The 25507-nt window shown below is 66.6% G+C and carries 25 protein-coding genes; 14 read left to right on the plus strand and 11 right to left on the minus strand.

Going from position 1 to position 25507, the window contains the following annotated elements; all coding sequences use genetic code 11:
• Nucleotides 1-162 precede the first annotated feature (162 nt).
• Complete coding sequence (locus tag HDC95_RS08030; RefSeq protein WP_259062855.1) at nt 163-861, plus strand: GTP pyrophosphokinase family protein; 699 nt, start codon at nt 163-165, stop codon at nt 859-861.
• A gap of 124 nt (nt 862-985) precedes the next feature.
• Here the strand turns inward: HDC95_RS08030 and HDC95_RS08035 are convergent, their stop codons facing one another.
• Together HDC95_RS08035 and HDC95_RS08040 are read right to left on the minus strand one after the other, a co-directional pair.
• Complete coding sequence (locus HDC95_RS08035; RefSeq protein WP_259062856.1) at nt 986-2200, minus strand: amidohydrolase; 1215 nt, start codon at nt 2198-2200, stop codon at nt 986-988.
• Between the two features lie 16 nt (nt 2201-2216).
• Nucleotides 2217-2897 carry a TetR/AcrR family transcriptional regulator gene (locus HDC95_RS08040; RefSeq protein ID WP_396652684.1) on the minus strand — a complete coding sequence of 227 codons (681 nt, stop codon included), beginning with the start codon at nt 2895-2897 and terminating at the stop codon, nt 2217-2219.
• Nucleotides 2898-3021: 124 nt separating this feature from the next.
• Between HDC95_RS08040 and HDC95_RS08045 the strand changes: the two genes are divergently transcribed.
• From HDC95_RS08045 to HDC95_RS08070, 6 genes are all read left to right on the plus strand, one after another.
• Nucleotides 3022-4689, plus strand: a complete 1668-nt coding sequence (locus tag HDC95_RS08045) for an ABC transporter substrate-binding protein (RefSeq protein WP_259062858.1) — start codon at nt 3022-3024, stop codon at nt 4687-4689.
• Nucleotides 4690-4778: 89 nt separating this feature from the next.
• Entirely contained in the window at nt 4779-5603 is an 825-nt protein-coding gene (locus tag HDC95_RS08050) for an ABC transporter ATP-binding protein (RefSeq protein ID WP_259062859.1), read from the plus strand.
• The gene (locus HDC95_RS08055; RefSeq protein WP_259062860.1) at nt 5600-6400 is read left to right on the plus strand and encodes an ABC transporter ATP-binding protein; all 801 of its coding nucleotides are present in this window, start codon (nt 5600-5602) and stop codon (nt 6398-6400) included. The genes HDC95_RS08050 and HDC95_RS08055 overlap by 4 nt, the downstream gene beginning before the upstream one ends.
• A complete protein-coding gene (locus HDC95_RS08060; protein WP_259062861.1) occupies nt 6397-7488 on the plus strand; it encodes an ABC transporter permease in 1092 nt (363 codons plus the stop codon). Before HDC95_RS08055 ends, HDC95_RS08060 begins: the two co-directional genes overlap by 4 nt.
• A gap of 3 nt (nt 7489-7491) precedes the next feature.
• Nucleotides 7492-8553 (plus strand): ABC transporter permease, encoded by a 1062-nt coding sequence (locus tag HDC95_RS08065; RefSeq protein ID WP_396652685.1) that lies wholly within the window; start codon nt 7492-7494, stop codon nt 8551-8553.
• The gene (locus HDC95_RS08070) at nt 8553-10874 is read left to right on the plus strand and encodes a glycoside hydrolase family 3 N-terminal domain-containing protein (protein WP_259062862.1); all 2322 of its coding nucleotides are present in this window, start codon (nt 8553-8555) and stop codon (nt 10872-10874) included. Before HDC95_RS08065 ends, HDC95_RS08070 begins: the two co-directional genes overlap by 1 nt.
• A gap of 117 nt (nt 10875-10991) precedes the next feature.
• Here HDC95_RS08070 and HDC95_RS08075 read toward each other — a convergent pair whose 3' ends face one another.
• Nucleotides 10992-11342 carry a MerR family transcriptional regulator gene (locus HDC95_RS08075; protein WP_259063148.1) on the minus strand — a complete coding sequence of 117 codons (351 nt, stop codon included), beginning with the start codon at nt 11340-11342 and terminating at the stop codon, nt 10992-10994.
• Between the two features lie 182 nt (nt 11343-11524).
• Here HDC95_RS08075 and HDC95_RS08080 point away from each other — a divergent pair, with 182 nt between their 5' ends.
• Nucleotides 11525-13048 (plus strand): SulP family inorganic anion transporter, encoded by a 1524-nt coding sequence (locus tag HDC95_RS08080; protein WP_259062863.1) that lies wholly within the window; start codon nt 11525-11527, stop codon nt 13046-13048.
• A gap of 13 nt (nt 13049-13061) precedes the next feature.
• On the opposite strand, the gene soxR is transcribed toward HDC95_RS08080, so the two are convergent.
• Nucleotides 13062-13544: a redox-sensitive transcriptional activator SoxR gene (soxR, locus tag HDC95_RS08085; protein WP_259062864.1), complete on the minus strand. Its 483-nt coding sequence runs from the start codon at nt 13542-13544 to the stop codon at nt 13062-13064.
• Between the two features lie 86 nt (nt 13545-13630).
• Between soxR and fdxA the strand changes: the two genes are divergently transcribed.
• The 3 genes from fdxA to HDC95_RS08105 are packed head-to-tail and all read left to right on the plus strand — an operon-like array spanning nt 13631 to nt 16432.
• A complete protein-coding gene (gene fdxA / locus HDC95_RS08090) occupies nt 13631-13957 on the plus strand; it encodes a ferredoxin (RefSeq protein ID WP_259062866.1) in 327 nt (108 codons plus the stop codon).
• Complete coding sequence (locus HDC95_RS08095) at nt 13954-15801, plus strand: flavin reductase (RefSeq protein ID WP_310503239.1); 1848 nt, start codon at nt 13954-13956, stop codon at nt 15799-15801. Before fdxA ends, HDC95_RS08095 begins: the two co-directional genes overlap by 4 nt.
• A gap of 1 nt (nt 15802) precedes the next feature.
• Nucleotides 15803-16432 (plus strand): superoxide dismutase, encoded by a 630-nt coding sequence (locus HDC95_RS08105; RefSeq protein ID WP_259062867.1) that lies wholly within the window; start codon nt 15803-15805, stop codon nt 16430-16432.
• Nucleotides 16433-16483: 51 nt separating this feature from the next.
• Here HDC95_RS08105 and HDC95_RS08110 read toward each other — a convergent pair whose 3' ends face one another.
• The 4 genes from HDC95_RS08110 to HDC95_RS08125 form a co-directional block, all read right to left on the minus strand.
• Nucleotides 16484-17728, minus strand: coding sequence for a glycosyltransferase (locus HDC95_RS08110; RefSeq protein WP_259062868.1), 1245 nt, complete (start codon nt 17726-17728; stop codon nt 16484-16486).
• Nucleotides 17729-17733: 5 nt separating this feature from the next.
• Nucleotides 17734-19392, minus strand: coding sequence for an ABC transporter permease (locus HDC95_RS08115; protein WP_259062869.1), 1659 nt, complete (start codon nt 19390-19392; stop codon nt 17734-17736).
• The gene (locus tag HDC95_RS08120; RefSeq protein WP_259062870.1) at nt 19389-20312 is read right to left on the minus strand and encodes an ABC transporter ATP-binding protein; all 924 of its coding nucleotides are present in this window, start codon (nt 20310-20312) and stop codon (nt 19389-19391) included. Before HDC95_RS08120 ends, HDC95_RS08115 begins: the two co-directional genes overlap by 4 nt.
• 149 nt (nt 20313-20461) lie before the next feature.
• The gene (locus HDC95_RS08125) at nt 20462-21151 is read right to left on the minus strand and encodes a TetR family transcriptional regulator (RefSeq protein WP_259062871.1); all 690 of its coding nucleotides are present in this window, start codon (nt 21149-21151) and stop codon (nt 20462-20464) included.
• An 87-nt stretch (nt 21152-21238) separates the two neighbouring features.
• Here HDC95_RS08125 and HDC95_RS08130 point away from each other — a divergent pair, with 87 nt between their 5' ends.
• From HDC95_RS08130 to HDC95_RS08140, 3 genes are read left to right on the plus strand one after another with little or no spacing between them, the layout of a single operon-like run.
• Entirely contained in the window at nt 21239-21388 is a 150-nt protein-coding gene (locus tag HDC95_RS08130) for a TetR/AcrR family transcriptional regulator (protein WP_259062872.1), read from the plus strand.
• A complete protein-coding gene (locus HDC95_RS08135; RefSeq protein WP_259062873.1) occupies nt 21324-21653 on the plus strand; it encodes a hypothetical protein in 330 nt (109 codons plus the stop codon). The genes HDC95_RS08130 and HDC95_RS08135 overlap by 65 nt, the downstream gene beginning before the upstream one ends.
• Entirely contained in the window at nt 21650-21844 is a 195-nt protein-coding gene (locus HDC95_RS08140) for a hypothetical protein (protein WP_259062875.1), read from the plus strand. Before HDC95_RS08135 ends, HDC95_RS08140 begins: the two co-directional genes overlap by 4 nt.
• Nucleotides 21845-21851: 7 nt before the next feature.
• Here the strand turns inward: HDC95_RS08140 and nhaA are convergent, their stop codons facing one another.
• The 3 genes from nhaA to HDC95_RS08155 form a co-directional block, all read right to left on the minus strand.
• Nucleotides 21852-23171, minus strand: coding sequence for a Na+/H+ antiporter NhaA (gene nhaA, locus HDC95_RS08145; protein WP_259062877.1), 1320 nt, complete (start codon nt 23169-23171; stop codon nt 21852-21854).
• 118 nt (nt 23172-23289) lie between these two features.
• Complete coding sequence (locus HDC95_RS08150; protein WP_259062878.1) at nt 23290-23985, minus strand: TrkA family potassium uptake protein; 696 nt, start codon at nt 23983-23985, stop codon at nt 23290-23292.
• A gap of 37 nt (nt 23986-24022) precedes the next feature.
• Complete coding sequence (locus tag HDC95_RS08155) at nt 24023-25294, minus strand: TrkH family potassium uptake protein (protein ID WP_259063152.1); 1272 nt, start codon at nt 25292-25294, stop codon at nt 24023-24025.
• Nucleotides 25295-25507: the final 213 nt, after the last annotated feature.

Raw genomic sequence — 25507 nt, forward strand, 5'->3', positions numbered from 1 at the left:
CCCGCCAGAGTTGGCACCGCACCCGAAGCCCACACCAACGACAACCCACACCCGGATGAGACACCCGGGTGAGCGGCTACCGATTGCGCGGGTGCTGCCGAGCCATCCGCCCACAGCGAAACGCACAGCGCGTTCTGATCACGCTCGCGTAACGTCGATCTCATGACGACCATTCAGGTCAGCGAAGACGATATCCGCCAGACGCGCGAACTCCGCGACGAGTTCCAGAAGTTCTTGCGCGAGTACGAGTTCGGGATGCGAGAGGTCGAGACGAAAATCTCGATCCTGCGGGACGAGTTCCTGCACGATCACTCCTACAACCCGATCGAGCACGTGAAGAGTCGCATCAAGACTCCGGACAGCATCGTCGAGAAGATCGCCCGCAAGGGGATCGAGGAGCCGGACTTCGAGCGCATCCGCGAGGAGATCACCGACATCGCCGGCGTCCGCGTGACCTGCAGCTTCGTCGCCGATGTGTATCAGCTGTTCGACCTGCTCACGCAGCAGGACGACGTCACGGTGCGAGCCGTCAAGGACTACATCAAGGACCCGAAGCCGAACGGCTACAAGAGCCTGCACGTCATCATCGAGGTGCCGGTGTTCTTGTCGACCGGACCCCTCCTGGTGCCCGTCGAGGTGCAGTTCCGCACGATAGCGATGGATTTCTGGGCGAGCCTGGAGCACAAGATCTACTACAAGTTCTCCAACCAGGTGCCATCGCACCTCGTCGAGAGCCTGTCAGACGCGGCGGATGCCGCTGCAGAACTTGACGCACGCATGGAGCGGCTGCACCGAGAGGCGCACGGCGTGCCTCAGCGCCAGCTCGATCCGCCGCCCCCGCCGCGCATCGTCAACGTGTGACCGGCATAACTCCGGAGCTTTTCCGCCGTTCGCCATGATCCCGGCCGTGCCGGACAGTGAAACGGCAGTTCCTCCGGAGTTATTCGCGCGCGTGCTGACGAAGCGTCCCGTTTCGGCCGTCGCGTCAGCCCAGGAACTCGCGCGCGGCCGTGGCCATCGCGGTGACGCCGACCTCGATCGTCGGGTGGATCTGCGGCGCGAAGAACGGGGAGTGGTTCGTCGGGATGGTGCTGTCGACGGTGCCGTTCGCGACAGCGGTGGCGTAGGTCGCCGGGTCCAGCCCGCCCCAGAACCAGAACACCAGGGGAACGCCGGCATCGCGCGCGAACCACGACACGTCCTCGCTTCCGGTGAACATGCCGGGGTCGATGACGGCCTCGTCGCCGAGCGCTCGACGCAGCGCCGTGGTCACCCTGGTGGTGGCATCGTCGTCGTTGATCGTGGCGGGAAGGGTGTGGTCGGTGCGGATCTCCGGCTCGCGCTCTGCGCCTGATGCCGCGGCTTCCGCCCGCACGATCCGCTCGACGCTGGCGAGCACCTTGTCACGCATCTCGTCGTTCGGATAACGCAGGCTGAGCTCCAGCGTCGCCTCGGTGGGGATGATGTTGTTCTTGAGTCCCGCGTGGATCGAACCGACCGTGACGACGGCAACGTCTTTGGGGTCGATCTCGCGAGAGGTGATCGTCTGCAAACGCATCACCGTGGCTGCAGCCATCACCACCGGATCGATGGTCGTGTGCGGACGGGAGCCGTGTCCGCCGCGGCCGTGCATCGTGACGGTGAGTCCATCGGATGCCGCCATCTGAGTGCCGGGACGCACGCCGATGATTCCGGCGGGGAAGGGCGTGACGTGCTGACCGAGCACGATGTCGGGCTTCGGGTAGCGGTCGAGGATGCCGGCATCCAGCATCGCCCTGGCGCCGGCGCCGTACTCCTCTGCCGGCTGGATGATCACGACGAGCGTTCCTGACCATTCCGCGCGTTCGGCGACGAGCCGTTCGACGGCGCCGATCATCGCGGTGACATGCATGTCGTGCCCGCAGGCGTGCATCACTGGGACGGCGTGGCCGGCGGGGTCGATACCGGTCGCAGTGCTCGCGTATGCCAGGCCGGTCTGCTCTTCGACAGGGAGCGCGTCCATGTCGGCGCGCGCCCAGAGAGTCGGACCCTCACCGTTGCGCAGCATCCCTACGACGCCCGTGACGCCGACTCCCTCTTCGACCTCGAGACCGAGATCACGCAGGTGCTGAGCGGCGATGCCCGCGGTGCGCGTCTCCTGGAAGGACAGTTCGGGATGCTGGTGGAGGTCGATGTACAGCGCTTCGAGATCGATGCTCATGAGGCTGAGCCTAGTGTCAGTCCGTGCGGGCGTAGCTCTCCAGCTCCGGCCCCGGCCGCAGCACGGCGTTCACGATCGCGCGGATCGCGAACTCGCTGGCCTCGCCGAGTCCGACGACCTCCGGGTGCAGCAGCCACTGCAGCTGCAGGCCGTCCATCACCGCGAGGATGCTGGCGGAAGCGGCGGCCACCGTGTCCGGCTCGGTCACACCCTCCTGGGCGCACAGTTCATGAAACGCCTCGGACACCTCGCGGCGAAGCGTCGTGTAGCGCTCCTCGAAGAAGTCGCGCGCCGGGTGGTCGTCTGTGACGGATTCGTTGGAGAGCACGGTGTACGCCTGCACGATGCCAGGGCGCCGCTCGTTCGCGAACGCCGTGCGCACCAGGTGCAGGAACAGCTCGGGTCCGCCGGGGATGTGCTTCTCGTCGAGTTCGGCGACGTCGGCCTGGTCGCGGTAGGCGAGCACCTCGAGCAGCAGCTTCTGCTTCGAGCCGAAGTGGTGAAGCACGCCCGCGTGCGTCATGCCGACCTGCTCGGCGACGTCGGCGAGCGTGCCGTTCGTCGATCCCTTGTTGCCGAAGATCTCGACAGCTGCTTCCAGGATGTCGGTGCGCTTCTGCCTGGTGGCAGGGCGTGTGCGCGTCGAATTCTCTGTGGCCACGGCATCCCCCTTCGAGTGAGTGTAACGGTCTGGCATCGCGTACTTGCAAGCTTACTTACTTGTCGGTAACCTCGCCTCAGTTTACTTTCTCATGAGTAAGCTAAGGCGTCACACCGACGCGTGCCACACCTGCACAATGACCCGTGTCCAAGGAGAAGCAATGAAGCTCAGCAGATCTCTGATCGCGATCGGCGCGATCGCGACCCTCAGCATCGGCGTGCTCGCCGGATGCTCGCCGGCCTCGAGCGACAGCGGCGGAGACTCCGGCTCGTCCGGCGCCGCGCTCACGATCGCAAAGCCTGATGGGGCGATCACCACCGAGTCGCACAACCCGTACCTCGGCGACTCATCCGCATCGAAGTACGGTTACGCCAAGGTCATCTTCGAGCCCCTCGCGCTCGTGAACCCGACCGGCGACCTCGCCACCACGCCCTGGCTCGCAGAGTCGGTCGAATGGAACGACGACTACACCGAGCTGACCGTCGTCCCGCGCAGTGGCGTGAACTGGAGCGACGGCGAGCCGTTCACCGGCGACGACATCGTCTTCACCTTCGATCAGTTCCTCAACGGCACGCTCACCGACTCGTCGGGGCTGAACTATCAGGGCGCGACCGTCGACGGCGACAAGATCACCCTGAAGTTCGGCGACTCGAAGTACACCGCCCAGTCGCGCGTTCTGCACACCCCGATCGTGCCTCAGCACATCTGGGAGAACATCGAAGACCCCAACACCGACCCGCTCACCGAGGACGGTCTCGCCGTCGGCACCGGGCCCTACACTCTTTCGAGCTGGACCACCGAATCCGTCACCCTGACGGCGAACGAGGATTACTGGGGCGGCGAGCTGACGGTTCCCGAGCTGCACTACGTCTCGTACGGCGACAACGCTGCGCTGACGACGGCGCTCGCTTCCGGTGAGGCCGACTGGGCTCAGGCGTTCATCCCGCAGATCGAGCAGAGCTACCTCTCCGCCGATGAGGACAACCAGTTCCTCGTCTCGCCGACGGCCGGAGCGGGAACGCTGTTCTTCAACCTGCAGACCAAGCCGTTCAACGACCCCGCGCTGCGCGAGGCCCTGGCCTGGACGATCGACCGCGAGGCGTATGTCGACATCGCCCGTGAGGGTGCGAGCGAAGCGGTCTGGAACGTGACCGGCCTCGGAACGCTGCTGGAAGACGAGATCATCCCCGAGTACAAGGACCAGTCATACGCGGTCGACGTGGACAAGGCGAAGCAGATCCTCACGGACGCCGGCTACACCTGGGAGAGCGACAAGCTCATCGACCCCGACGGCGAGGCTGTCTCGTTCTCGATCTCGGTTCCCGCCGGATGGAGCGACTGGAACACCGAGCAGGCGCTCATCGCGGAAGAACTTGACGAGGCACTCGGTATCGAGGTCAAGGTCGACCAGCCCGACTGGGGTGGCTGGGACGCCGCCCGTCAGGAAGGCACCTTCCAGGCGATCATCCACTGGCTCGAGGACACCGGTAACGTCTACGGCCTGTACACCTCCACCATGGATCCCAAGTGGATCGTCGACGGCAAGGCGCAGTACAACTTCGGCCGCTTCGACGACCCCGCTGTGACCGAGGCGCTGAACACCTACGCCAACGCCTCGTCCGATGAGGATCGTGCTGCGGCCTCGGCGGTGCTGCAGACGGCCTTCGCAGAGAACGTGCCCGCGATCCCGCTGGGCGCTCACCCGCTGCTGGGCGAGTTCAACACCCGCAACTACGTCGGGTGGCCGAGCGAGGACGACCAGTACGCGTCGGGCGACCCGACCCAGCCCGGCATCGTGCAGATCCTGACGAAGCTCGAGGCGAAGTAGGAAGGCGGATGCTGAGCCTGTCGAGGTGCGCTTCGACGGGCACAGCACCGCCCTGCCCGGCATCCGCCCAACGCACGAAAGCGATACCCATGCCAGACCCCCTGCTGTCCGTCCACGACTTCTCGGTCGTGTACGACGTCGATCCGCCCGTCGCGGCGGTGAAGAACGTCACCCTTGAGCTGCAGCGCGGAGAGATCCTCGGCCTCGCCGGTGAGAGCGGCTGCGGCAAGACGACGCTCGCGTACGGAGTGCAGCGCCTGCTCAAGGCGCCGGCGGTGATCACGAGCGGATCCGTCGTCTTCCACGATGCCGAAGGCGACGACATCGATGTGAGCGCCCTCGAAGCCGAGCAGATGCGCCGTTTCCGCTGGGACAAGATCTCGATGGTGTTCCAGGGCGCGATGAACGCGCTCAACCCTGTCGCCACCATCGGTGCGCAGTTAGAGGACGTGTTCGAGGTGCACCGCCCCAGCATGAACAGGAAGCAGCGCAAGGATGCCGTCGCTGAGCTCCTCGAGATCGTCAAGGTGGGGGCGCAGCGCGCCCGTTCGTTCCCGCACGAGCTGTCCGGCGGCATGCGCCAGCGCGTGATGATCGCGATGGCGTTGGCCCTTCGGCCGCAGCTGATGGTGATGGATGAGCCGACGACGGCGCTGGACGTGCTCGTGCAGCGCGAGATCCTCCGGCAGATCTCGCAGCTGCGGACGGAGTTCGGCTTCTCGGTGATCTTCATCACCCATGACCTTCCGCTGCTGCTGGAGATCAGCGATCGCATCGCCATCATGCGAGCGGGCGAGATCGTCGAGATCGACACGGCCGAGCGCATCTGGAACGCGCCGCAGGACGAATACACGAAGACGCTGCTGTCGTCGTTCCCGAGACTCACCGGCGACAAGGGGGTGGTGGTGCGATGAGCACCCTCGAAGTGCGTGGCGTGACCAAGGTCTACAACGTCCGCGGGGCCGGCCAGCTCAAGGCCCTCGACGATGTGAGCTTCACGCTCACCTCCGGCCGGACGATCGGCCTGGTCGGCCAGTCCGGCAGCGGGAAGTCGACGATCGCGAAGATCCTCACCCAGCTCGAGACGCCGACAAGCGGTGAGGTACTCCTCGATGGCAAGCCGATTCCGCGACACGGGCGAGGGTTGCGGACGTACCGGCAGCAGCTGAGGATGGTCTTCCAGGACCCGTTCGCCTCGCTTAACCCGTACCACTCGATCCGCTATCACCTCGAGCGACCGCTGCGTCTGGACGCCGTCGTCCCGAAGGGCGAGACCGAGGCGGAGGTGCGCCGGCTTCTCGAGCGAGTGCGGCTGGTTCCGGATGCCGTGATCGATCGCCGACCGCACGAACTCTCCGGCGGACAGCGCCAGCGCGTCGCGATCGCACGAGCGCTCGCGTCTCGTCCGAAGATCCTCGTCGCCGACGAGCCGGTCTCGATGCTCGACGTATCGATCCGCCTCGGTGTGCTGAACCTGCTCTCCGACCTGCAGCGTGAGGAGGGACTGGGCGTGCTGTACATCACGCACGATCTCGCCACCGCCCGCCACTTCAGCGACGAGATCATGGTGCTCAATCAGGGCCGGATCGTCGAGCACGGCCTCGCCGACGACGTCATCCTTCGCCCTCAGAATCCCTACACGCAGGAGCTGCGTGCGGCATCTCCCGACCCCGAACGATTCTTCGCCGACACCAGCGGAGGTGCACGATGACCGCCGTCGAACCCCAGATGCCCACCACCGACGACCGGCCGGATGTCGATGCCGTCGAGATCGGCACGACTGCGACCAAGGTCGTCGCCGGTCGCTCGCGCATCCCCTGGCGCTTCCTCGGCGGCCGCGCGGCGTTCTACCTCTTCACGCTGTGGGCGGCGCTCACCATCAACTTCTTCCTGCCGCGCATGATGAAGGGCGATGCAGTCAGCCAATACCTCTCGCGCAACCGCAACGTCTCACCAGAGGCGGCAGACGCGCTGCGTTCGCTTCTCGGATTGGACACCGACAAGACGCTCTTCCAGCAGTACCTCGATTATTGGGGCCTGCTGCTGCAAGGCGACCTCGGCGTCTCGCTGCTGCATGGTCTGCGGCCGGTGACCGAAGTCGTCAGCCAGGCGCTGCCATGGACGGTCGGGCTGGTCGGCTTCGCGACGATCGTGTCCTTCGCGATCGGCACGATCGGCGGCGCGGTCATCGGATGGCGTCGGGGGAGCCGGCTTGAGGCATTCATCCCCATCACCACCTTCCTCAGCACGATCCCCTACTTCTGGCTGGGCCTGCTCGCGATCGCGGTGTTCTCGGTCAACCTCGGCTGGTTCCCGATCGGCAAGGCGTACGGCGTCGGGATGGTGCCGGGGTGGAACCTCGAGTTCATCGGGCAGGTCATCCTCCACGGCACGCTTCCCGCCGCGACGATCGTGATCGCGTCGCTCGGCGGATGGATGCTGGGCATGCGCAACATGATGCTCACGGTGCTCGATGAGGACTACATCACCGTCGCGCAGGCGAAGGGCATGCCGAACCAGCGCGTGTTGTGGCGGTACGCCGCCCGCAATGCCGTGCTGCCGCAGATCCAGAGCTTCGCACTGTCGATCGGCTTCATCGTCGGCGGCACGATCGTGATGGAGATGGTCTTCAGCTATCCGGGTGTCGGCAAGCTGCTCCTGGATGCCACCAACGCGAAGGATTACGCACTCATGCAGGGCGTCTTCCTGGTCATCACCCTCTCGGTGCTGATCGCGAACATCCTCGCGGATATCGCCTATGCGTTCCTCGACCCGCGCACGCGCCAGACGGAGGCCTGAGTCATGTCAACAACTGAGAAAGCCGGTCGGCGCCAGGCGAGCGCTCCGGACACCTTCCTCATCCGCACCAGCGGCGCCGGCAGCGGTAACGGCGGCCAAAGCCAGAGCTTCTGGGCGAAGTTCATCTCGGCCTTCGCGATGTTCCGCAACGGCAAATCCATCGCCGGTCTCGCGATCCTCGGATTCTTCGTGCTGGTCGCGATCTTCGCCGACGTGCTCGCGCCGTTCTCGCCGACGAAGATCGACAACTCGGCCCGCCTGCAGCCGCCGTCGGCGGCGCACTGGCTGGGCACGACCCACATCGGGGAGGACGTGCTGAGCCAGGTCATCCACGGCACCCGCGGCGTCATCGTCGTCGGATTCCTCGCCGCGCTGATCGCGACGGTGATCGCGATCACGGTCGGAGTGATCGCCGGATACCTGTCGGGATGGAAGAGCGAGGCGCTGTCGGCGCTGACGAACGTGTTCCTGGTGATCCCCGGGCTCCCGCTGATCATCATCGTCGCCGCGATGTTCGAGGACCCGCCGCTGGTGCTGATCGCGGCGGTGCTGGGCATCACGGGATGGGCGTGGGGCGCGCGCGTGCTGCGCGCGCAGACCATGTCGCTGCGCAACCGTGACTTCGTGCAGGCTGCCCGCGCGAACGGCGAGCCGCTGCGCCGCATCATCACGGTGGAGATGCTGCCGAACCTCATGGCGCTGATCGCCGCGAGCTTCGTCGGCACAGTCACCGCCGCCATCCTCGGCCTCACGACCCTCTCGTACATCGGCGTGATTCCGGTGACCACCTACAACTGGGGCACGATCCTGAACTGGGCCTCGGCTCAGGGCGCGTTCGGGCAGAACCAGTGGTGGTGGTATCTGCCGCCCGGGCTGTGCATCGCGGCGATCGGCGTCGCGCTGTCGCTGATCAACTTCGGCATCGACGAGTACGTCAACCCGCGCCTGCGTTCGGCCGGCGAGCGGGCGCGCGCGATGAAGAAGAAGGGCCTGAACGTGAACGACGCGGTCACGGCTGTACGCACCACCGACGTGGCCGGTCGGGCCGCAGAGAACAAGAAGTGATGACCTCCGAGACACTGACCCTCCCGTATCTCGACCCTGCTCTGCCGGTTTCGGCGCGCGTCGCCGACCTCCTCGAGCGTATGACGCTCGAGGAGAAGATCGGGCAGATGCTGCAGCTCGACGCTCGCGACGACCTCGACGACCATGTGCTGCGGCGCATGGTCGGATCGATCCTGCACACCTCGCCGGAGCGGATCGTAGCCGCCCGCGAGTTGACGCTGCGGACGAGGTTGCAGATCCCTCTGCTCGTGGGGGAGGACTGCATCCACGGCCACTCGTTCTGGCCCGGCGCGACGATCTACCCGACGCAGCTCGGCATGGCGGCGTCGTGGGATGCGTCGCTGCTGGAGAAGGTCGCTCGCGCGACCGCTGTCGAGGTGGCAGCCACCGGCATCCACTGGACGTTCTCGCCAGTGCTGTGCATCGCCCGCGATCTGCGCTGGGGTCGCGTCAATGAGACGTTCGGCGAGGACCCTTTCCTGCTCGGCGAGCTCGCGTCGGCCATGGTGCGCGGTTATCAGGGGGAGGGGCTGGAGGATCCGACGGCGATCCTCGCCACGGCGAAGCACTTCGCCGGGTACTCCGAGACCCAGGGCGGACGCGACGCGAGCGAAGCCGACATCTCACGCCGCAAGCTGCTGTCGTGGTTCCTGCCTCCGTTCGAGCGGGTCGCCCGCGAGGGCTGCCGCTCGTTCATGCTGGGCTACCAGAGCATGGACGGCGTGCCGATCACCCTCAACGAGTGGCTGCTCAGCGACGTGCTGCGGGGTGAGTGGGGATACACCGGCACGCTCATCACCGACTGGGACAACGTCGGACGCATGGTCTGGGAGCAGCAGGTGCAACCCGACATCACGCACGCGGCCGCCGCTGCGGTGAAGGCCGGCAATGACATGATCATGACGACGCCGGCCTTCTTCGAAGGCGCTCTGGATGCCGTGGCGCAGGGCCTGCTCGAAGAAGATGCGTTCGATGCCGCGGTCGAGCGCATCCTGACGCTGAAGTTCGAGCTCGGACTGTTCGAAGACCCGCGGACACCTGTTGACGGTCTCGAGCAGATCGTCGGCACGGCCGAGCACGCGGAACTCAATCTGGAGGTCACGCGCCGCTCGCTCGTTCTGTTGGAGAACGACGGCACGTTGCCTCTTTCGCCGGCTACGCCTGGTGGTCCCCTACGGTCGACTGCGCCTGGTGGGCCTCTTTCGCCGGCTGCACCTGGTCGCGTCACTCCGTCTGCGGCGACCACGCGCGTCGCAGTCGTCGGGCCGCTCGCCGACGACGCTCAGGAGCAGCTCGGCGACTGGGCCGGCGGCTCCGGTCAGGCCGGCTGGCTGGACGGACAGCCGCGCGAGATGATCACGACCGTGTTGGACGGACTGCGGGGGATCGCACCGTGGGAGGTCGTGCATGCGGTCGGCGCGGACATCCTCACGCTCCAGCCCGACCCCGCAGGGGCGACCTGGCCAGACGGACAGCCGCGCCCGCCGGTAGTGAAGCCCTGCGCCCCGGATGCCGCGCAGATCGCAGAGGCGGTCGCGGCGGCCGAATCCGCGGACGTCTGCATCGCCGTCGTCGGAGACGCGCGGGGACTGTACGGAGAGGGACGCTCGACTGCGACGCTCGAGTTGATCGGCGGGCAGAATGCGCTGCTCGACGCGCTGGTCGAGACAGGCACGCCTGTTGTCGTGGTGCTGCTGGCGTCGAAGCCGCTGGTGCTTCCGGCATCCGTCTCGAAAGCGGCGGCGGTGCTGTGGGCCGCGAATCCGGGCATGCAGGGCGGGCGCGCGATCGCCGAGCTGCTGACCGGCGCGATCGAGCCGACCGGGCGCCTGCCGATCTCGTTCGCACGGCACGCCGGCCAGCAGCCGACGTACTACAACCAGCTCCGCGGACAGCACGGCGACCGATACGCCGACCTCACACAGGCGCCCGCGTGGGCGTTCGGCGAGGGCCTCTCGTACACGACCGTCGACTACAGCGACCTCGCGCTCGCAGAAACGACGCTCGCGGCATCCGACACGATCGTCGCCGAGGTGACCGTGACGAACACGGGCGCGCGTCCGACAGTCGAGACGGTGCAGGTGTACGTCCGCGACAATGTCACGAGCGTCAGCTGGGCGGACAAGGAGCTCAAGGCCTACAGTCAGGTGCCCTTGGCGCCCGGCGAGAGCACGCGCGTGCGGCTCGAGCTGCCCGTCGCGGACTGCACGATCGTCAACGCTGCAGGCGACCGCGTCGTGGAGCCCGGTGCCTTCGAGCTGCTGGTGGGTCCGAACTCGCGGTCCGAGGTGCTGTTGAGCGCGGGGTTCGCCATCGCCTGAGCCGACCCCGGCGTTTCCTTTCTCCCGACGCCCCCTCCTGCCGTCGACGCCCCCTCGCAGCCGCGCGCGCACGAGGGGGCGTCGGCGCGGCGAGGGGCCTCGGCCGATACAAGCGACTCAGATCTGGTCGAGCTGCTCGAGGAACTCGTCGGCCATCTCGAGCTGCCGCGCGAGACGGTCGCGGCGTTCTGCGGCGTCGACGCGGAAGTCCCGCAGCACCGTCCGCGCTTCCGGGTCGTCGCCGGGGCCTGTGCCGTCCAGCACACGCAGCAGATCGCCCATCTGCTCCAGCGAGTATCCGAGCGGCTTCATCCGCCTGATGAGCAGGAGCCTGCGCACATCATCATCGGTGTAGAGACGGAAGCCGCCGTCCGTGCGCCCGGACGGGTTCACGAGCCCGATCTCGTCGTAGTGCCGGAGCGTGCGCAGTGAGAGCGATGTGCGTTCGGCCACCTCGCCGATGTGCATGGTCTTGTCGCTCACTGTTCGCTCCTCGTGCCCACGATTATCTCGCAACTCTCACGTTACGGTAGAGTCTCTTTCGTCCCGCTCATGCGGATCGACTCCCCATTGTCTCCCGGCGACCGCGTCGGCCCGGCGCAACGGTGCGCTGAACAACTCTGCCCATCCCTCGCACCAACTGGAGCGCCATGACCGACGTCATCCCCGTCCAAGATCCCAAAGAGCGATACCGCATCGAACCGACCGTGTGGCAGGCGCTGCGCAGTCCCCGCCTCCTCACGCGTGAGGTCCTTGCCGGCCTGGTCGTCGCCATCGCGCTCATCCCCGAGGCGATCGCCTTCTCGCTCATCGCGGGCGTCGACCCCCGTGTCGGTCTGTTCTCCTCGTTCGTCATGGCCGTCGCCATCGCCTTCCTCGGCGGGCGTCCGGCGATGATCACCGCAGCGACGGGTGCGATCGCGCTGGTCATCGCGCCGGTCGCGCGTGAGTACGGCATGGACTACTTCATCGCCACGGTGATGCTCGGCGGGCTCATCCAGGTCGTGCTCGCCGCGCTCGGCGTCGCGAAGCTCATGCGGTTCATCCCGCGCAGCGTGATGGTCGGCTTCGTCAACGCGCTCGCGATCCTGATCTTCATCTCGCAGTTCCCGCAGCTGGTCGACGTGCCCTGGATGGTCTACCCGCTCGTCGTGGTCGGCCTGCTGATCATGTTCCTGATGCCGCGCATCACCAAAGTGGTCCCCGCCCCGCTGGTCGCGATCGTCCTGCTCACCGGTGCGGCCGTGACGTTCGGGCTCAACGTGCCCACCGTCGGCGACCAGGGCGAGCTGCCGCAGAGCCTGCCCGAACTGTTCATCCCCAACGTCCCTCTGACGTGGGAGACGCTCGCGATCATCTTTCCTTACGCCGCCGCGATGGCCGTGGTCGGAATCCTCGAATCACTCATGACGGCGAAGCTCGTCGACGACATCACCGACACGCACTCCCGCAAGACCCGCGAGACCTTCGGCCAGGGAATCGCCAACGTGCTCTCCGGCGCATTCGGCGGTATGGGCGGATGCGCGATGATCGGTCAGACGATGATCAATGTGAAGGCCTCCGGAGCGAGGACCCGCATCTCCACGTTCCTCGCGGGCGTCTTCCTGCTGATCCTGGTCCTCGTGCTCGGCGACGTCGTCGCGATCATCCCCATGGCGGCGCTCGTCGCGGTCATGATCGTCGTGTCGGTGCTCACTTTCGACTGGCACAGCATCCGTCCGGCGACCCTCAAGCGGATGCCGAAGAGCGAGACGTTCGTCATGCTCATCACCGTCATCGTCACGGTGTGGACGCACAACCTCGCTGTCGGCGTGGGCGTCGGAGTCCTCGCGGCGATGGTGATGTTCGCCCGTCGCGTCGCCCACTTCGTCAGCGTGACCCGTCGTGTCGACAAGGACGAGCAGATCCCGACAGTGCGCTACACGGTCGACGGTGAGCTCTTCTTCGCCTCCAGCAATGACCTCACGACGCAGTTCGAGTACACGCACGACCCCGAGCGCGTCATCATCGACATGTCCCGTTCACACGTCTGGGATGCGTCGACCGTCGCGGCGCTCGATGCGATCGCGACGAAGTACGAACGTCACGGCAAGCGCGTCATCCTCGAGGGCATGAACGACGCCACCACCCAGATGTACGGACGGTTGAGCGGAGGGCTCGGCGGCGAGCACTGACGCGCGCCGCTCGTCAGTCGGGAATGTCGTCGAGTCGGCGCGGGCCTGCGCCGGACGCTCCGAGTGCGTCGTCGGGGTTGAGTAGACCGCACGCCTTCATGGACAGGCAGCCGCAGCCGATGCATCCCGTCAGTTCCCGTTCCAGACGCTCGATCCCTTCGCGCCGTCGCTCCAGATCGCGTTTCCATCGTCGTGAAGCGCGCTGCCAGTCCTCGTGGCTCGGCGTCTCTGTGAGGGGGACGTCGGCGAACGCCTCCTGCACGTCTGCCAGCGGGATGCCGAGCCTCTTGGAGACCGTGATGAGGGAGACCCGCCTGAGCATATGACGCGGGTAGCGACGCTGATTGCCGGGTGTGCGCGTCGATGCGATGAGGTTGAGCGTCTCGTAGAAGTGCAGGGCCGAGACGGCCACACCGGTTCGCCTGCTCATCTCGCCGATGGTGAGCTGCTCGTCGGGTGCGTGGTGCGGAGAGTCAGTGCTCTCTTGGCTCGCCATCCAGGCTCCTCTCGCCGCGCTCGATTTGACCTCAAGTGTACTTGAGGTTTTAGCGTGGACAGCATGACTTGGAAGAAGATGCCCCGATGACGTACGTGATCGCGCTGCCGTGCGTCGATGTCAAAGATCGGGCCTGCATCGACGAGTGCCCTGTCGACTGCATCTACGAGGGCGAGCGTTCGCTCTACATCCACCCCGACGAGTGCGTCGACTGCGGTGCCTGCGAACCGGTGTGCCCTGTCGAGGCGATCTACTACGAAGACGACGTACCGGAGGAGTGGGTCGAGTACTACAAGGCGAACGTCGAGTTCTTCGATGAAGTTGGCTCCCCCGGTGGCGCAGCCAAGGTCGGAGTCATCGCGCATGATCACCCGCTGATCGCAGCACTGCCTCCGCAGGGAGGGACCGAGTGACCTCTGCACCTCGGGTGGCGATCGTCGGCGCGGGACCGGCCGGAATCTATGCCGCAGACATCCTCCTCTCTCGAGTTCCGAACGCCCGCATCGACCTGCTCGAGAAGCTCCCGGCGCCCTACGGTCTGGTGCGCTACGGCGTCGCGCCCGACCATCCCCGAATCCGCAAGATCATCGATGCGCTGCACGATGTGCTGCAGCACCCGTCGATCCGCCTGCGCGCGAACATCGAAGTCGGCGTCGACATCACGGTCGACGAGCTTCGTGTCACCTACGACGGCGTGATCCTCGCGACGGGCGCCGATCGCGACATGGCGCTCGACCTGCCGGGTGCTGATCTGCCCGGATCCTTCGGCGCAGCGGATCTTGTCGCCTGGTACGACGCGCACCCGGACGTGCCACGGACCTGGCCGCTCGCGGCCGAGAGCGTCGCCGTGCTCGGCGCAGGCAACGTGGCGCTGGATGTCACGCGCATCCTCGCCAAGCATGCGGCGGACCTCGACCGCACCGACACGCCTGACGAGGTGCTCGATGCGCTGGCAGCCAACCCCGTCCGTGACATCCATCTCTTCGCCCGTCGCGGGCCGGCAGACGTCCGCTTCTCAGCACTCGAGCTGCGCGAGCTGGGGGAGCAGCGTGACGTCGACGTCATCGTCGACCCGGTCGAGCTGGAACTGGACGCGCACGGCGAGCGGATGCTGGAGCAGTTCTCCCAGCGCCGCATCATCCTGCGCACGCTGCGCGAATGGGCCGACCGGCCATCATCCTCGCTGACCGCGTCGCGCCGCATCCACCTGCACTTCCGTCAGCGGCCGGTGCGGATCTTGGGCGAGCAGGACGTCCGCGGCATCGAGATGGAGCGCACGGCATCCGACCCGCTGGGACGCATGGTGGGCACGGGCGACCTCGTTCGACACGACGTCGGGGCCGTCTACCGGGCGATCGGCTACCGGTCATCGGCAGTGCCCGGCGCGCCCTTCGATCAAGTGTCCGGGGTCGTGCCGCATCGAGAGGGCCGCGTCGTCGACGCGGACGGTGTGCCGATACCACGCCTGTACGCCACCGGGTGGATCAAACGCGGACCGATCGGACTCATCGGTTCGACGAAGTCGGATGCCGCACAGACGGTGCAGCACCTGGTCGATGATCTCGCGGCCCCTGATCGGATCGGCGACGGGAATGATCGGCTCGGCGACGGGAGCGACCCGCTCGCGCACCTCGTCCATGCCGTCGACTGGACGGGGTGGCTGAGAATCGACGCGGCCGAACGTCGTGCCGGCGCACAGCGCGGCCGCGAGCGCACCAAGCTGGTCGATCGCAGCGACATGATCGCGACCGCGACGCCGAAACCTTCAGCAGTGGGTGCCAGGTTGAAGGCCGCTTTTCGCACGCATCCGGCCGGCATCGCGATCATCACAGCCGCGACGCCGTCGGGACCCGTGGGTCTCACGGCATCCAGCGTCGCCTCCGTCGCGGTGGATCCCGCCGCGATCATGTTCTCGGTCACCAGAGCGACCGGCAGCGCCGGAGCGCTCCTCGATGCCGATACGTTCGCCGTGCACCTCATCGACGACGACCACGCCGACCTCGCTCAGACCTTCGCGACCAGCGGCGCCGACCGGTTCACCCCAGAGCAGGGGTGGGTCACGCTCGACTCCGGCGAACCGCATCTGCCCAGTGCCAGAGCTGCGCTGCGATGCCGGGCACTGCACACCATTCCGGTCGGATCCTCGACCGTCGTGATCGCCGAGGTGCTTGAGATCGTCGCCGGGACCTCCGGCCGCCCCCTCGTCTATCTCGACCGACGCTTCCACTCCCTGCCGATCCACTCTGAAAGGAACTGACATGCCCGCTCCCTACTCTCTCCCCGAACTGCCGTACGACTTCGCGGCGCTCGAGCCGCACATCTCCGGCAAGATCATGCAGCTGCACCACTCCAAGCACCACCAGGCCTACGTCACGGGTGCGAACACCGCGCTCGAACAACTGGCCGCCGCGCGCGATGGCGGCGACCTCGCGAACGTGAACAAGCTCGAGAAGGACCTGGCCTTCAACCTGGGCGGTCACATCAACCACTCGGTGTTCTGGCAGAACATGTCGCCGAACGGGGGCGGGACTCCGGAGGGGGAGCTCGCCGCATCGCTCGAGGACTCCTTCGGGTCGATCGACGCTTTCCGCGCGCACTTCACGGCCACGGCGCTCGGCGTGCAGGGCTCGGGATGGTCCGTCCTCGCGTGGGACAGCCTCGGGGCGCGACCGGTGATCTTCCAGCTCTTCGACCAGCAGGGCAACGCTCCGCTCGGCGTCACGCCCCTGCTGCAGTTGGACGTGTGGGAGCACGCGTACTACCTCGACTACCTCAACGTCCGCGCCGACTACGTCAAGGCGTTCTGGGAGGTCGTGAACTGGGACGACGTGCAGCAGCGGTTCGAGAGGGCCAGGACGGCGACGCAGGGCCTCATCTCGCTGCCGTGACACGTCCGTGCGTGCGCCCTCGACCGTCTTTCGGACGAGGGCGCACGCGACTCAGGCGGCTTCGATCTCTTCCAGAATCCGCACTGCTCTGCCGGTGCCGTCCTCCCCCGAGATCTGCTCGCCGATCGCCGCAGCGTGCTCGGAGTACGCGGCGTTGCCGACCAGGTCGGTCAGCCGTTCCGTCAGCGAATCGGCGCGCATCTTCATCAGAGGCAGCGGTTCGGGACCGACGCCCAGTGCACGTACGCGCTCACCCCAGAACGGCTGATCGCCGAGTACTGGGCAGATCAGCGTCGGACGGCCGGCCCGCAGTCCCGCCGCCGTCGTGCCGGACCCGCCGTGATGCATGACGGCGGACACGCGCGGGAACAGCAGTTCGTGGGGCACCTCGTCGACGACTAGCAGGTCTTCGGCCTGTTCGGCTTCCAAGCCGCCCCATCCACGAGCGACGATCGCCCGAGCACCGGCAGCGCGCACGGCATCCAGTACAGTCCTGCCCCGATCGGCGGCATGCCTGCCGAAGCCCATGCTTCCGAAGCCGGCGTAGACGACGGGTTCGTCGCCGTCGAGGAAGGCCAGGACGTCATCAGGGAGCGCCTCCGCCGTTCCCCGCGCGCGGAACCAGTATCCGGTCAGATGAGCGGACTCCGGATAATCATGCGGGCGTGGAACGACCGCCGGACTGACCGGGTACAGCACGGGTACGGCGGCACCATCGCGATGCAGGAAGTCGCTGAAGCGGCTCTCGCGGGCGAGACCGAGCTGTCGCCTGCGGAAGCGGTTGATCATGCCGCCGTAGGCGATCGCCGTGAATCGGTTGAACTGGTATGTCGTCCGGTTCCAGCGCTCCGAATGGCGACCGGTCATGAACGGGATCGGGAACTCTCCGGTCGGCGTCAGGAACGGCAGCGGCAGGGACGCGGCGAACGGGATCGCGAGGCGCTCGGCGATGTGCAGGCCGCCGAGGGCCTTCGGATGCGACAAAATGATCGTCGGCTCGACTCGCTGGGCGGCATCCCACTGCTCCACGAGGGAGTCGCGCATCGCGGCGGTCATCTGCCGCGCCGCTCGTGCGACATCCATCGGACCGGCGGCTGTCGACATGCCGTCGCGGACGAGCTCGTGCATGCGGGTGGCGGCCGGCGCGAAGCCGATGCCGGACCGTGCGGCTTCGCTGCGGTACGCCTCCGGCGCGCACAGCACTGCCTCATGCCCTTCGCCCTGAAGGCGTTCGGCGAGTGCGAGGTAGGGCTCGACGTCGCCACGGGTGCCGAAAGTGATGATGAGAGCGCGCATGTCGATCAGCTGCTGACCACGTCGCGTCGCCGGAAGCCCCAGAACGCGAGGGCGAACAGGACGCCGCACACGGCGGAGACGCCGAGCACACCGGACATGTCGGCGTCGGCGTCGAACGCCGTCGGCACCCAGTGGAACGGCGACAGGTCCTGCACCCACTCCGGAAGGTCGAACAGCGGCCCGAAGAAGTCCGCGACGAAGATGAAGGCGAGCAGGGCCCAGCCGGCACTCGTCGCGCGCGGCAGCCACCCGTAGAGGGCAGCGGTCAGCGCGAGCAGGGTCAGCACGCCCGGCGCGTACGAGGCCCACACCACGACGAAATCGCCGAAGGTCGGATCCTCGATGCCGACGAGCGCCGCTCCGGCCCACATCCCGAACACCGAGACTGCCAGCAGAAGCAGGGTGCCGATTCCGGCGACGATCAGTTGCGCGGCGAGCCAGCGCCAGCGTCCGATCGGGTTGGACAGGGCGAGCTCCAGTCGGCCGGATGCCTCCTCGACTTTGGGTCGTTGCCCCATGACGATGGCGTACGCGCCGACCGTGACGGAGATGAACATCACCATCGCGCCCAGGAAGGATTCCGTGAACGCCGACGGTTCGGATCCGAACATCGCGGCGAGCACCGGATTCTCATCGACCAGATCGGCGACCATCTCGTTGAGCGTCGACATCATCGTTCCGGCGCCGAACCACAGCAACGCCATCGCGAGCGCGGCCCACAGCGTCGCACCGCGCTGCTGCAGCCACGCGAGCGCGAACGGCGACCTGAGCAGCGTCGAGGCGCCTGAGGGTCCCGGCCGTCCGGCCATCAGACCGGCACCGAAATCGCGTCGACGAGCGAGCTGCGCCGCAACCACGAGCAGCAGGGCCGTCGCGGCCACCGGAAGCAGCAGCGGCCACCACCTCAGATCGACGAACGAGCGCATCTGCTGCGCCCACGCGATGGGCGAGAACCATGACAGCACCGAGCCCCCTGTTTCCTGAAGGTCTCCCGCTGCGCGGACCACGAAGGCGACGGCGAACACCGCGAGCGCGGTACCCCTCGCCCCGCGGGAATGCGCGGTGACCTGCGATGTCACGAGCGCGACCGTACCGAAGACGAGGGCGGCCAGGACGCTGCCGAGCATCATGGCGAATGCATCCGCCACCGGCACGTCTTCGCCGACCAGGACCAACCCTCCGGTGCCCAGCACCGCGATCACGAGCAGGTGGCCGGTGAGTGTCAGCATGGCGGCGACCGCCGTGGTGTTCCGGCCGACGGTGCTCGCGCGGACGAGCTCTGCCGTACCGTTCTCCTCTCCGGCGCGCGTGTGGCGTACGACGTGGAGGATGCTCATGATCGCCATCGACAGCACCAGCCAGGTGATGCCCTCGTTCGCCATGGCCACGGAGGGCGTGTAGTCGTCCAGGCCGTAACCGGGACCGCCCATCACAATGCCGCTGGGGGTGGACATCACCGTACCGCGGGCGGCCAGCGCCGCTTCGTCGAACACGGTGGTGAGTGCGAATGTGAAGTACACGACGAACAGCGTCATCGACGCCGCCCACACGGTCATCCGCACCCGGTCGCGACGCACGATGTGCCGGCACACCTGCCACAGGCCCGCGAGAGGCGGGTCGGTCTGGACCCGAGCGGATCGCCGGGTCTCGAGCGCGGTGCTCATCGCGACGTCTCGGTCTCGAGTGCGGCGATCTCGTCGCCGTAGTGCCGCATGAACAGTTCCTCGAGTGAGGGCGGTGTGGAGATCAGCGACCTGATCCCGAGCCGCGCGAGTGCCGTGAGCACTTCACCGGCCATGGCGTCGTCGATGTCGAAGCTCAGGCGCGTGCCGTCCTCGACTTCCTCGGCTTTCAGATCGTGCACGCCGTCGAGCATGGCGAGGGAGCCGTCATAGCTCGGGACCACGGCGATGACGCGCGATCGCGTGAGGCGGCGGAGGCTGCTCAATGTGCCGGACTCCACAGCGTGACCGGCGCGGATGATCGTGACCGTGTCGCAGACCTTCTCCACCTCGCTGAGGATGTGACTGCTCAGCAGGATCGAGGTTCCGCGGGCCTTCAGTTCTCGAACGTGCTCCGTGAAGACGGCCTCCATGAGCGGGTCCAGCCCGCTGGTCGGCTCGTCCAGGATGAACAGCTCGGCGTCGCTCGCGAACGCGGCGACGAGCGCCACCTTCTGCCGGTTGCCTTTGGAATAGGTGCGCGCCTTCTTGGTGGGGTCGAGCTCGAAGCGCTCGAGCAGCTCCCGCTTGCGCCGTTCGTCCGTTCGGCCGCGCAGGCGCGACAGGTAGTCGATCGCCTCGCCGCCGGTGAGGTTCGGCCACAGTGCGACGTCGCCGGGGACGTATGCCAGCCGCCGGTGGAGTGAGACCGGTGCCGTCCACGGGTCTCCGCCGAACAGGCGGGCTCTTCCCGCGTCCGCGCGCAGCAGCCCGAGCAGTACGCGGATCGTCGTCGACTTTCCCGCGCCGTTGGGGCCGAGGAAGCCTCGGACCTCTCCGGGCGCGACCGTAAGGTCGAGGTCATCGAGCGCCTTGACCGATCCGAACGACTTGTCGAGCCCCTGAATATCGATGGTGTTCATGAAAAGAGTCCTCTGTGCATACGTGCATGGACGATGATGTGCTCGCTGTGGTCCTCAAAAGGACGCGCCCGCCCGGTCCGGTCCGTCCGCGAGGATGACGCGTGCGAATGTTCAGCTCCTGTCGACGGAGCGGATGCGAGGACCGGCGGTCAGCGTGGAGGATCCGGGTCCTGATTCGGATTGTTCTCGCCCTTGTCCGAGCGAGGCCCGACCCGAGCCGACAGTGCTTCCTTCGCGGCGACCAGAAGGCGATCGTCCGTGTAGAGGCCATGCGTGTACAACTCGAGCACCGGAATGGTGGACCGTTCCAGCAGAGAGGTCGTGAGGCCGCTCTCGCCGAATGTGCGCGCGAGATGGTGCCGAAGGACGATGGGCCCGAGTCCGTACAGCGTGAGGTACGCCGTCGTCACATCCAGGTCGGCCTGCTCGCGCATCACCCCGGCCGCGATCTGACTCTCGAGCGTCTGCCGAGTGCCGGCCAGGAACGCGTCGAAGAGTCGACCGGATGCCGGTGAATCGTCGATGAGCATGCGGGCGAGATAATCCAGCGCGGGGGCGCGGTGGTCCGGCGCGTCCAGGGCCTCCCGCATCAGTCGTGCCGCGTCTGGACCCATGAAGTCGTCGCGCTCCGAGACGAAAGTCGCCACCACGTGTGTGTCGCAGGCTTCCCGGAGTCCCTCTTTGCTGCCGAAGTGATGCAGGATGAGCGCGGCGCTCACGGACGCGTCCTGTGCGATCGCGCGCAGGCTCGCGCCCGCGAATCCGTGCTGTCCGAAGCGCACGACAGCCGCATCCCGGATCCGTGCCCGGGTGGTGAGATCTTCGGTGACTGAACGCACATTCAGTATCATAAACACTCGTTCAGTCCCTCGCAATGGCTTCGGGTAAGCGCTCTGCGCCTTTTCACTGAGTGCGGTTTCGATTGGGTGACCGTCGAAGAGATCGCACGGGATGCCGGAGTCTCGCACATGACCTTCTTCCGGCACTTCTCGACGAAGGAAGATGTTCTGGATGAAGCGTGTGCGGCGCGGGCTGCTGACGGCGTGGGAGTCCGTGCCGCCCGGGACGAGCGATGAGACCAGGGCGAGGATCGTGATCATGGCCGGGCATCCTGCTCTGCGCGCGCGTGCGTGGCAGAACACCCAGCGGACGGAGGCGCTCATCGTCGACGCTCCGATCTCGCAGGGTACGTCGAGGCAGGAGAGTGTGGTCGCGGCGGGCGCGTGCCTCGGCGCCGTGATGTCGGCGCTCCTCGAATGGGACGCCTCAGCCGGCGACGACGCACTGGGGCAGCGCATCGTCGCCGCGCTCGAGATGATCCGCCCGGAGATGCACGGATGACCACCACCGAATTCACCGACAAGACCTTCGGAGCCCTGTTGGTCACGCCCACGCCGGGGCTGTGGTCCGGGCTCGGTGGACCACAGCTCGCGGACGAGGTGACGGTGCCGCGGCTGCTCGTCGCGCTTCCGGTCGGCGTCGCCGCCGCTGCCGGCACCTGGCGGTGGTGGCGGAAGGCGAAGGTGCAGTGATCCGCTCTCACGCCTCGGAGTCGGCCGACCTCTCCGCATCCGCGAACTTGCGATAGCGCCGGTTGCGCAGCCCGAGCAGAACTGCGGCGAGTACTGCCGCCAGGACGGATGCCGTCAGGATCGCCACCTTGCTGTGGTCGTAGTGCGGGCTGTCGGCGGCGAAGCTCAGCTCGGCGACGAGGAGCGAGACGGTGAATCCGATGCCGGCGAGAATGCCGACGCCGGTGATGTCGATCCAGCGCAAGGACGGATCCAGGTTGATGCGGCGGATCCGGGTGATGAGCCAGGTCGCGACCGTTATGCCGAGCGGCTTGCCGACCACGAGACCGAGGACGATCCCGATCAGCACCGGATCCGTGAGTGCGGACACGAATCCGTCCGTGCCGCCGATCGCGACCCCGGCGGAGAAGAATGCGAACACCGGAACGGCGAACCCCGCGGACAGCGGGCGGAATCGGTGCTCGAAGAGCTCTGCCAGCCCGGGTCCGGCATCGTCGGATCGATCCGCCTTCTTGTGCAGCACCGGGATCGTGAATCCGAGCAGCACGCCGGCGATCGTAGCGTGGATCCCCGAGGCGTGCATCAGCCCCCAGGCGGCGAACCCGATCGGCAGCAGGATCAGCCATGCGGCCCCCGGGCGTACATGGAAGAACTGTCGGAAGCGCTGCGCTATCGCGCCGTACACGGCGATCGCCACCAGCGCGAACAGCAGCGGCACGAGCTCGATGGACTCGGTGTAGAAGATAGCGATGATCCCGATCGCGATGAGGTCGTCCACGACGGCGAGCGTCAGCAGGAAGATCCGCAGAGCGCTGGGCAGATGCGACCCGATGAGCGCGAGAACGGCGACAGCGAACGCGATGTCGGTCGCTGTCGGAATCGCCCAGCCACGGGCTTCACTGGTGGTCGTGCCCACCACGGCCACGTACACGAGCGCGGGGACCACGACGCCTCCCACGGCGGCGACGATCGGCACGATGGCAGTACTGGGCTTTCGGAGGTCGCCGGCGACGAACTCGCGTTTGAGTTCGAGTCCGACGAGAAAGAAGAAGATCGCCAGCAGGCCGTCCGCCGCCCATGCGCCCAGCGAGAGCTTCAGGTGCCACGGCTCGTAGCCGATCTCGAAGTCGCGGATCGCGAAATAGGAATCGGCCCAGGGCGAGTTGGCCCAGATCAGCGCGACGGCTGCGAAGACGACCAGCAGGATGCCGCCGACCGTCTCCTTGCGCAGGATCTCGGTGACGCGGATCGATTCCTCTCGGGATGCCGAGGGGAAGATGCTGCGAACACGGGGGAAGCGCGGAGAAGTGGGTGACATGGAGGCCATTCTGGTCGACTGATAGGGACGTCGACCAGGCTTCCCGACACTCCGAAACCCCAGTCTAGTCGGTCTGGCAGTCTAGTCGGTCTGGCAGTCTAGTCGGTCTGGTCGGCTTCGTTGTCGCTCAGCGAAGCTGCGCGAACCGCTCCACGTCGGTCGTCGGGCCGACCACGAGGACGAGGTCGCCTTCATGCAGGACGGTGTCCGCCTCAGCGTTCTCCCAAGATCTCTTCGCTCCGCGATAGGCAGCGATCGTCACGCCGTGCGTATGACGAACCGCACCTTCGGCGAGCGTGATGCCGTGGAGCAGCTGAGGTGCGAACGACTTGACGATCGCATAGCCTTCGTCGATCTCCAGATAGTCTGCGGCCGCGCCGCGGACCAGGTGCGCGACCCGGCGCCCCATGTCCTTCTCCGGATAGATGACCTTGTGCACGCCGAGCTGCTCGAGAACTGCACCGTGCCGTTCGTCGACCGCCTTCGCCCAGATGACGGGCACGTCGAGCTGAAGCAGGAGTGATGCCGTGAGGATCGAGGCGGTGATGTCGCTGCCGATGGCGAGAACGACCCGATCGAACTCGCCGATCGCGAGCTGCTGCAGCACTTCCAGTCGCGTCGAGTCGGCGCGGACCACCTGTGTGAGCACGCCGTTGAGCGATTGCACGACGTCCTCGTCCGCGTCGATGCCGAGCACCTCCGTCCCCGAGCCCATCAATTCGACGGCGAGGGACGTTCCGAATCGGCCGAGCCCGATCACGGCCACCGAGTCGGCTTCTGCGATCCTTCGGGCGTCCTGCCCGAAGGAGAGGAATCTGGTCATATGCGGTCCTTTCGATGACGCGTGTGTCGGAGAAGGGTCATCCGATCGCCGGACGTTCCTTGGGGAGTTCGTACGCGGTCGCCCGCTCCCGCAGAGCCAGCGCCGAACCGAGTGTCAACGGCCCCAGCCGGCCCAGGAACATGAGCAGCACCAGGATGAGCTGGCCCGCCTCTGGAAGATCGGCCGTGATACCGGTCGACATCCCCACGGTCCCGAACGCAGACACGACTTCGAACAGCACCCGGTCGAGGTCGAGATCGGTTATCGCGAGTATGGCGATCACCGCCGCCATGACGGCGCCCAGCGCGACGAGCACGACCGTGATCGCCTCGCGGTGAACGGCGCGGGAGAGACGTTTGCCGAACACGTTCACGGCGGTGCCGCCGCGCAGTTCGGTGAACATGATGAAGAACAGCACAGCGAAAGTGGTCACTTTGATCCCGCCCGCGGTCCCGGCAGGTCCGCCGCCGATGAACATCAGAACGTCGGTGCCGAGCCACGTCTCGTCGTGCAGCCCGGACGTGTCGACGGAGTTGAATCCGGCCGTGCGCGACTGCACTGCGTGGAAGAATCCGGCCAGAATACGGGAGCCGGGGTCGAGAGCACCGAGCGTCGCCGGGTTGTTCCACTCGATCACCAGGACGTACGCCGTTCCGACCACGAGCAGCGTGCCCGTCGCCCACAGCACGATGCGGGTGTTCATCGTCCAGTGCAGCGGTCGGCGCAGCTCCTTGCGCAGTTGGCGCAGCACCGGGAAACCGAGGCCACCGAGGATGATCGCCGCACAGATCGGAAGGCAGATCCATGGATCGGAGACGAATCCCATCAGACTGTCGCTGTAGAGCGCGAATCCGGCATTGTTGAATGACGAGACCGCGTGGAAGACGGCGTGCCACGCGGCGCGGGCGGGTTCGTAGCCGTATCCCGTCGTGAATCTCACGAAGAGGAGCACAGCGACGGCGACCTCGATCGACAGGGTCGTCACCAGGATGCCGGTCGCTATGCGTTTCATGTCTCCGCTGCCGGTCGTCTTGGTCTCCGTGCCCGTGATGACCCGCGAGCGCACGGACAGCTTGCGCGCGAGTGCGAGTCCGATCAGCGAGGCGAACAGCATGATCCCGAGACCTCCGAGTTGTATCAGCAGCAGGATCACGAGCTTGCCGAACGGACTCCAATAGACCGGCGTGTCCACCACGATGAGTCCCGTGACGCACACCGCGGACGTCGAGGTGAACAAAGCGTCGATCAGACCGGTCCACCTGCCTGCCGCTGAGGAGATCGGCAGCATCAGCAGGATGGTCCCGATCATGATCGCCGACCCGAAACCGATCGCTATCGCCTGTGCCGGAGCAAGATGTCGCTGTTTCGGGCGACGCGCACGCGCGAAGAAGTCGGTTCGAACCACAACAGGGAACGCTACGCGAGCGCCGACGTGCTCGACAGGATCCTAACGGGATCCATACGCCTCCCTCACGGGGAAGATGGGCTCGAGGTTCATGGCCAAGAAACACCATCCACGACA

Origin of the sequence: Microbacterium sp. AK031 (assembly GCF_024807145.1) — a bacterium.
GTDB lineage: Bacteria > Actinomycetota > Actinomycetes > Actinomycetales > Microbacteriaceae > Microbacterium.

Bases quoted from the DNA above. Each gene is read 5' to 3' on its own strand.
- HDC95_RS08140 (WP_259062875.1), top strand. From the start codon at position 21,650: ATGACCACCACCGAATTCACCGACAAGACCTTCGGAGCCCTGTTGGTC.
- HDC95_RS08070 (WP_259062862.1), top strand. From the start codon at position 8,553: ATGACCTCCGAGACACTGACCCTCCCGTATCTCGACCCTGCTCTGCCG.
- HDC95_RS08050 (WP_259062859.1), top strand. From the start codon at position 4,779: ATGCCAGACCCCCTGCTGTCCGTCCACGACTTCTCGGTCGTGTACGAC.
- HDC95_RS08075 (WP_259063148.1), bottom strand. From the start codon at position 11,342: ATGCACATCGGCGAGGTGGCCGAACGCACATCGCTCTCACTGCGCACG.
- HDC95_RS08030 (WP_259062855.1), top strand. From the start codon at position 163: ATGACGACCATTCAGGTCAGCGAAGACGATATCCGCCAGACGCGCGAA.
- HDC95_RS08060 (WP_259062861.1), top strand. From the start codon at position 6,397: ATGACCGCCGTCGAACCCCAGATGCCCACCACCGACGACCGGCCGGAT.
- HDC95_RS08110 (WP_259062868.1), bottom strand. From the start codon at position 17,728: ATGCGCGCTCTCATCATCACTTTCGGCACCCGTGGCGACGTCGAGCCC.
- HDC95_RS08115 (WP_259062869.1), bottom strand. From the start codon at position 19,392: ATGAGCACCGCGCTCGAGACCCGGCGATCCGCTCGGGTCCAGACCGAC.
- HDC95_RS08045 (WP_259062858.1), top strand. From the start codon at position 3,022: ATGAAGCTCAGCAGATCTCTGATCGCGATCGGCGCGATCGCGACCCTC.
- HDC95_RS08055 (WP_259062860.1), top strand. From the start codon at position 5,600: ATGAGCACCCTCGAAGTGCGTGGCGTGACCAAGGTCTACAACGTCCGC.
- HDC95_RS08120 (WP_259062870.1), bottom strand. From the start codon at position 20,312: ATGAACACCATCGATATTCAGGGGCTCGACAAGTCGTTCGGATCGGTC.
- HDC95_RS08040 (WP_396652684.1), bottom strand. From the start codon at position 2,897: ATGCCAGACCGTTACACTCACTCGAAGGGGGATGCCGTGGCCACAGAG.
- HDC95_RS08105 (WP_259062867.1), top strand. From the start codon at position 15,803: ATGCCCGCTCCCTACTCTCTCCCCGAACTGCCGTACGACTTCGCGGCG.
- fdxA (WP_259062866.1), top strand. From the start codon at position 13,631: ATGACGTACGTGATCGCGCTGCCGTGCGTCGATGTCAAAGATCGGGCC.
- HDC95_RS08150 (WP_259062878.1), bottom strand. From the start codon at position 23,985: ATGACCAGATTCCTCTCCTTCGGGCAGGACGCCCGAAGGATCGCAGAA.
- HDC95_RS08065 (WP_396652685.1), top strand. From the start codon at position 7,492: ATGTCAACAACTGAGAAAGCCGGTCGGCGCCAGGCGAGCGCTCCGGAC.
- HDC95_RS08035 (WP_259062856.1), bottom strand. From the start codon at position 2,200: ATGAGCATCGATCTCGAAGCGCTGTACATCGACCTCCACCAGCATCCC.
- soxR (WP_259062864.1), bottom strand. From the start codon at position 13,544: ATGGCGAGCCAAGAGAGCACTGACTCTCCGCACCACGCACCCGACGAG.
- HDC95_RS08155 (WP_259063152.1), bottom strand. From the start codon at position 25,294: ATGATCGGGACCATCCTGCTGATGCTGCCGATCTCCTCAGCGGCAGGC.
- nhaA (WP_259062877.1), bottom strand. From the start codon at position 23,171: ATGGCCTCCATGTCACCCACTTCTCCGCGCTTCCCCCGTGTTCGCAGC.
- HDC95_RS08080 (WP_259062863.1), top strand. From the start codon at position 11,525: ATGACCGACGTCATCCCCGTCCAAGATCCCAAAGAGCGATACCGCATC.
- HDC95_RS08135 (WP_259062873.1), top strand. From the start codon at position 21,324: ATGAAGCGTGTGCGGCGCGGGCTGCTGACGGCGTGGGAGTCCGTGCCG.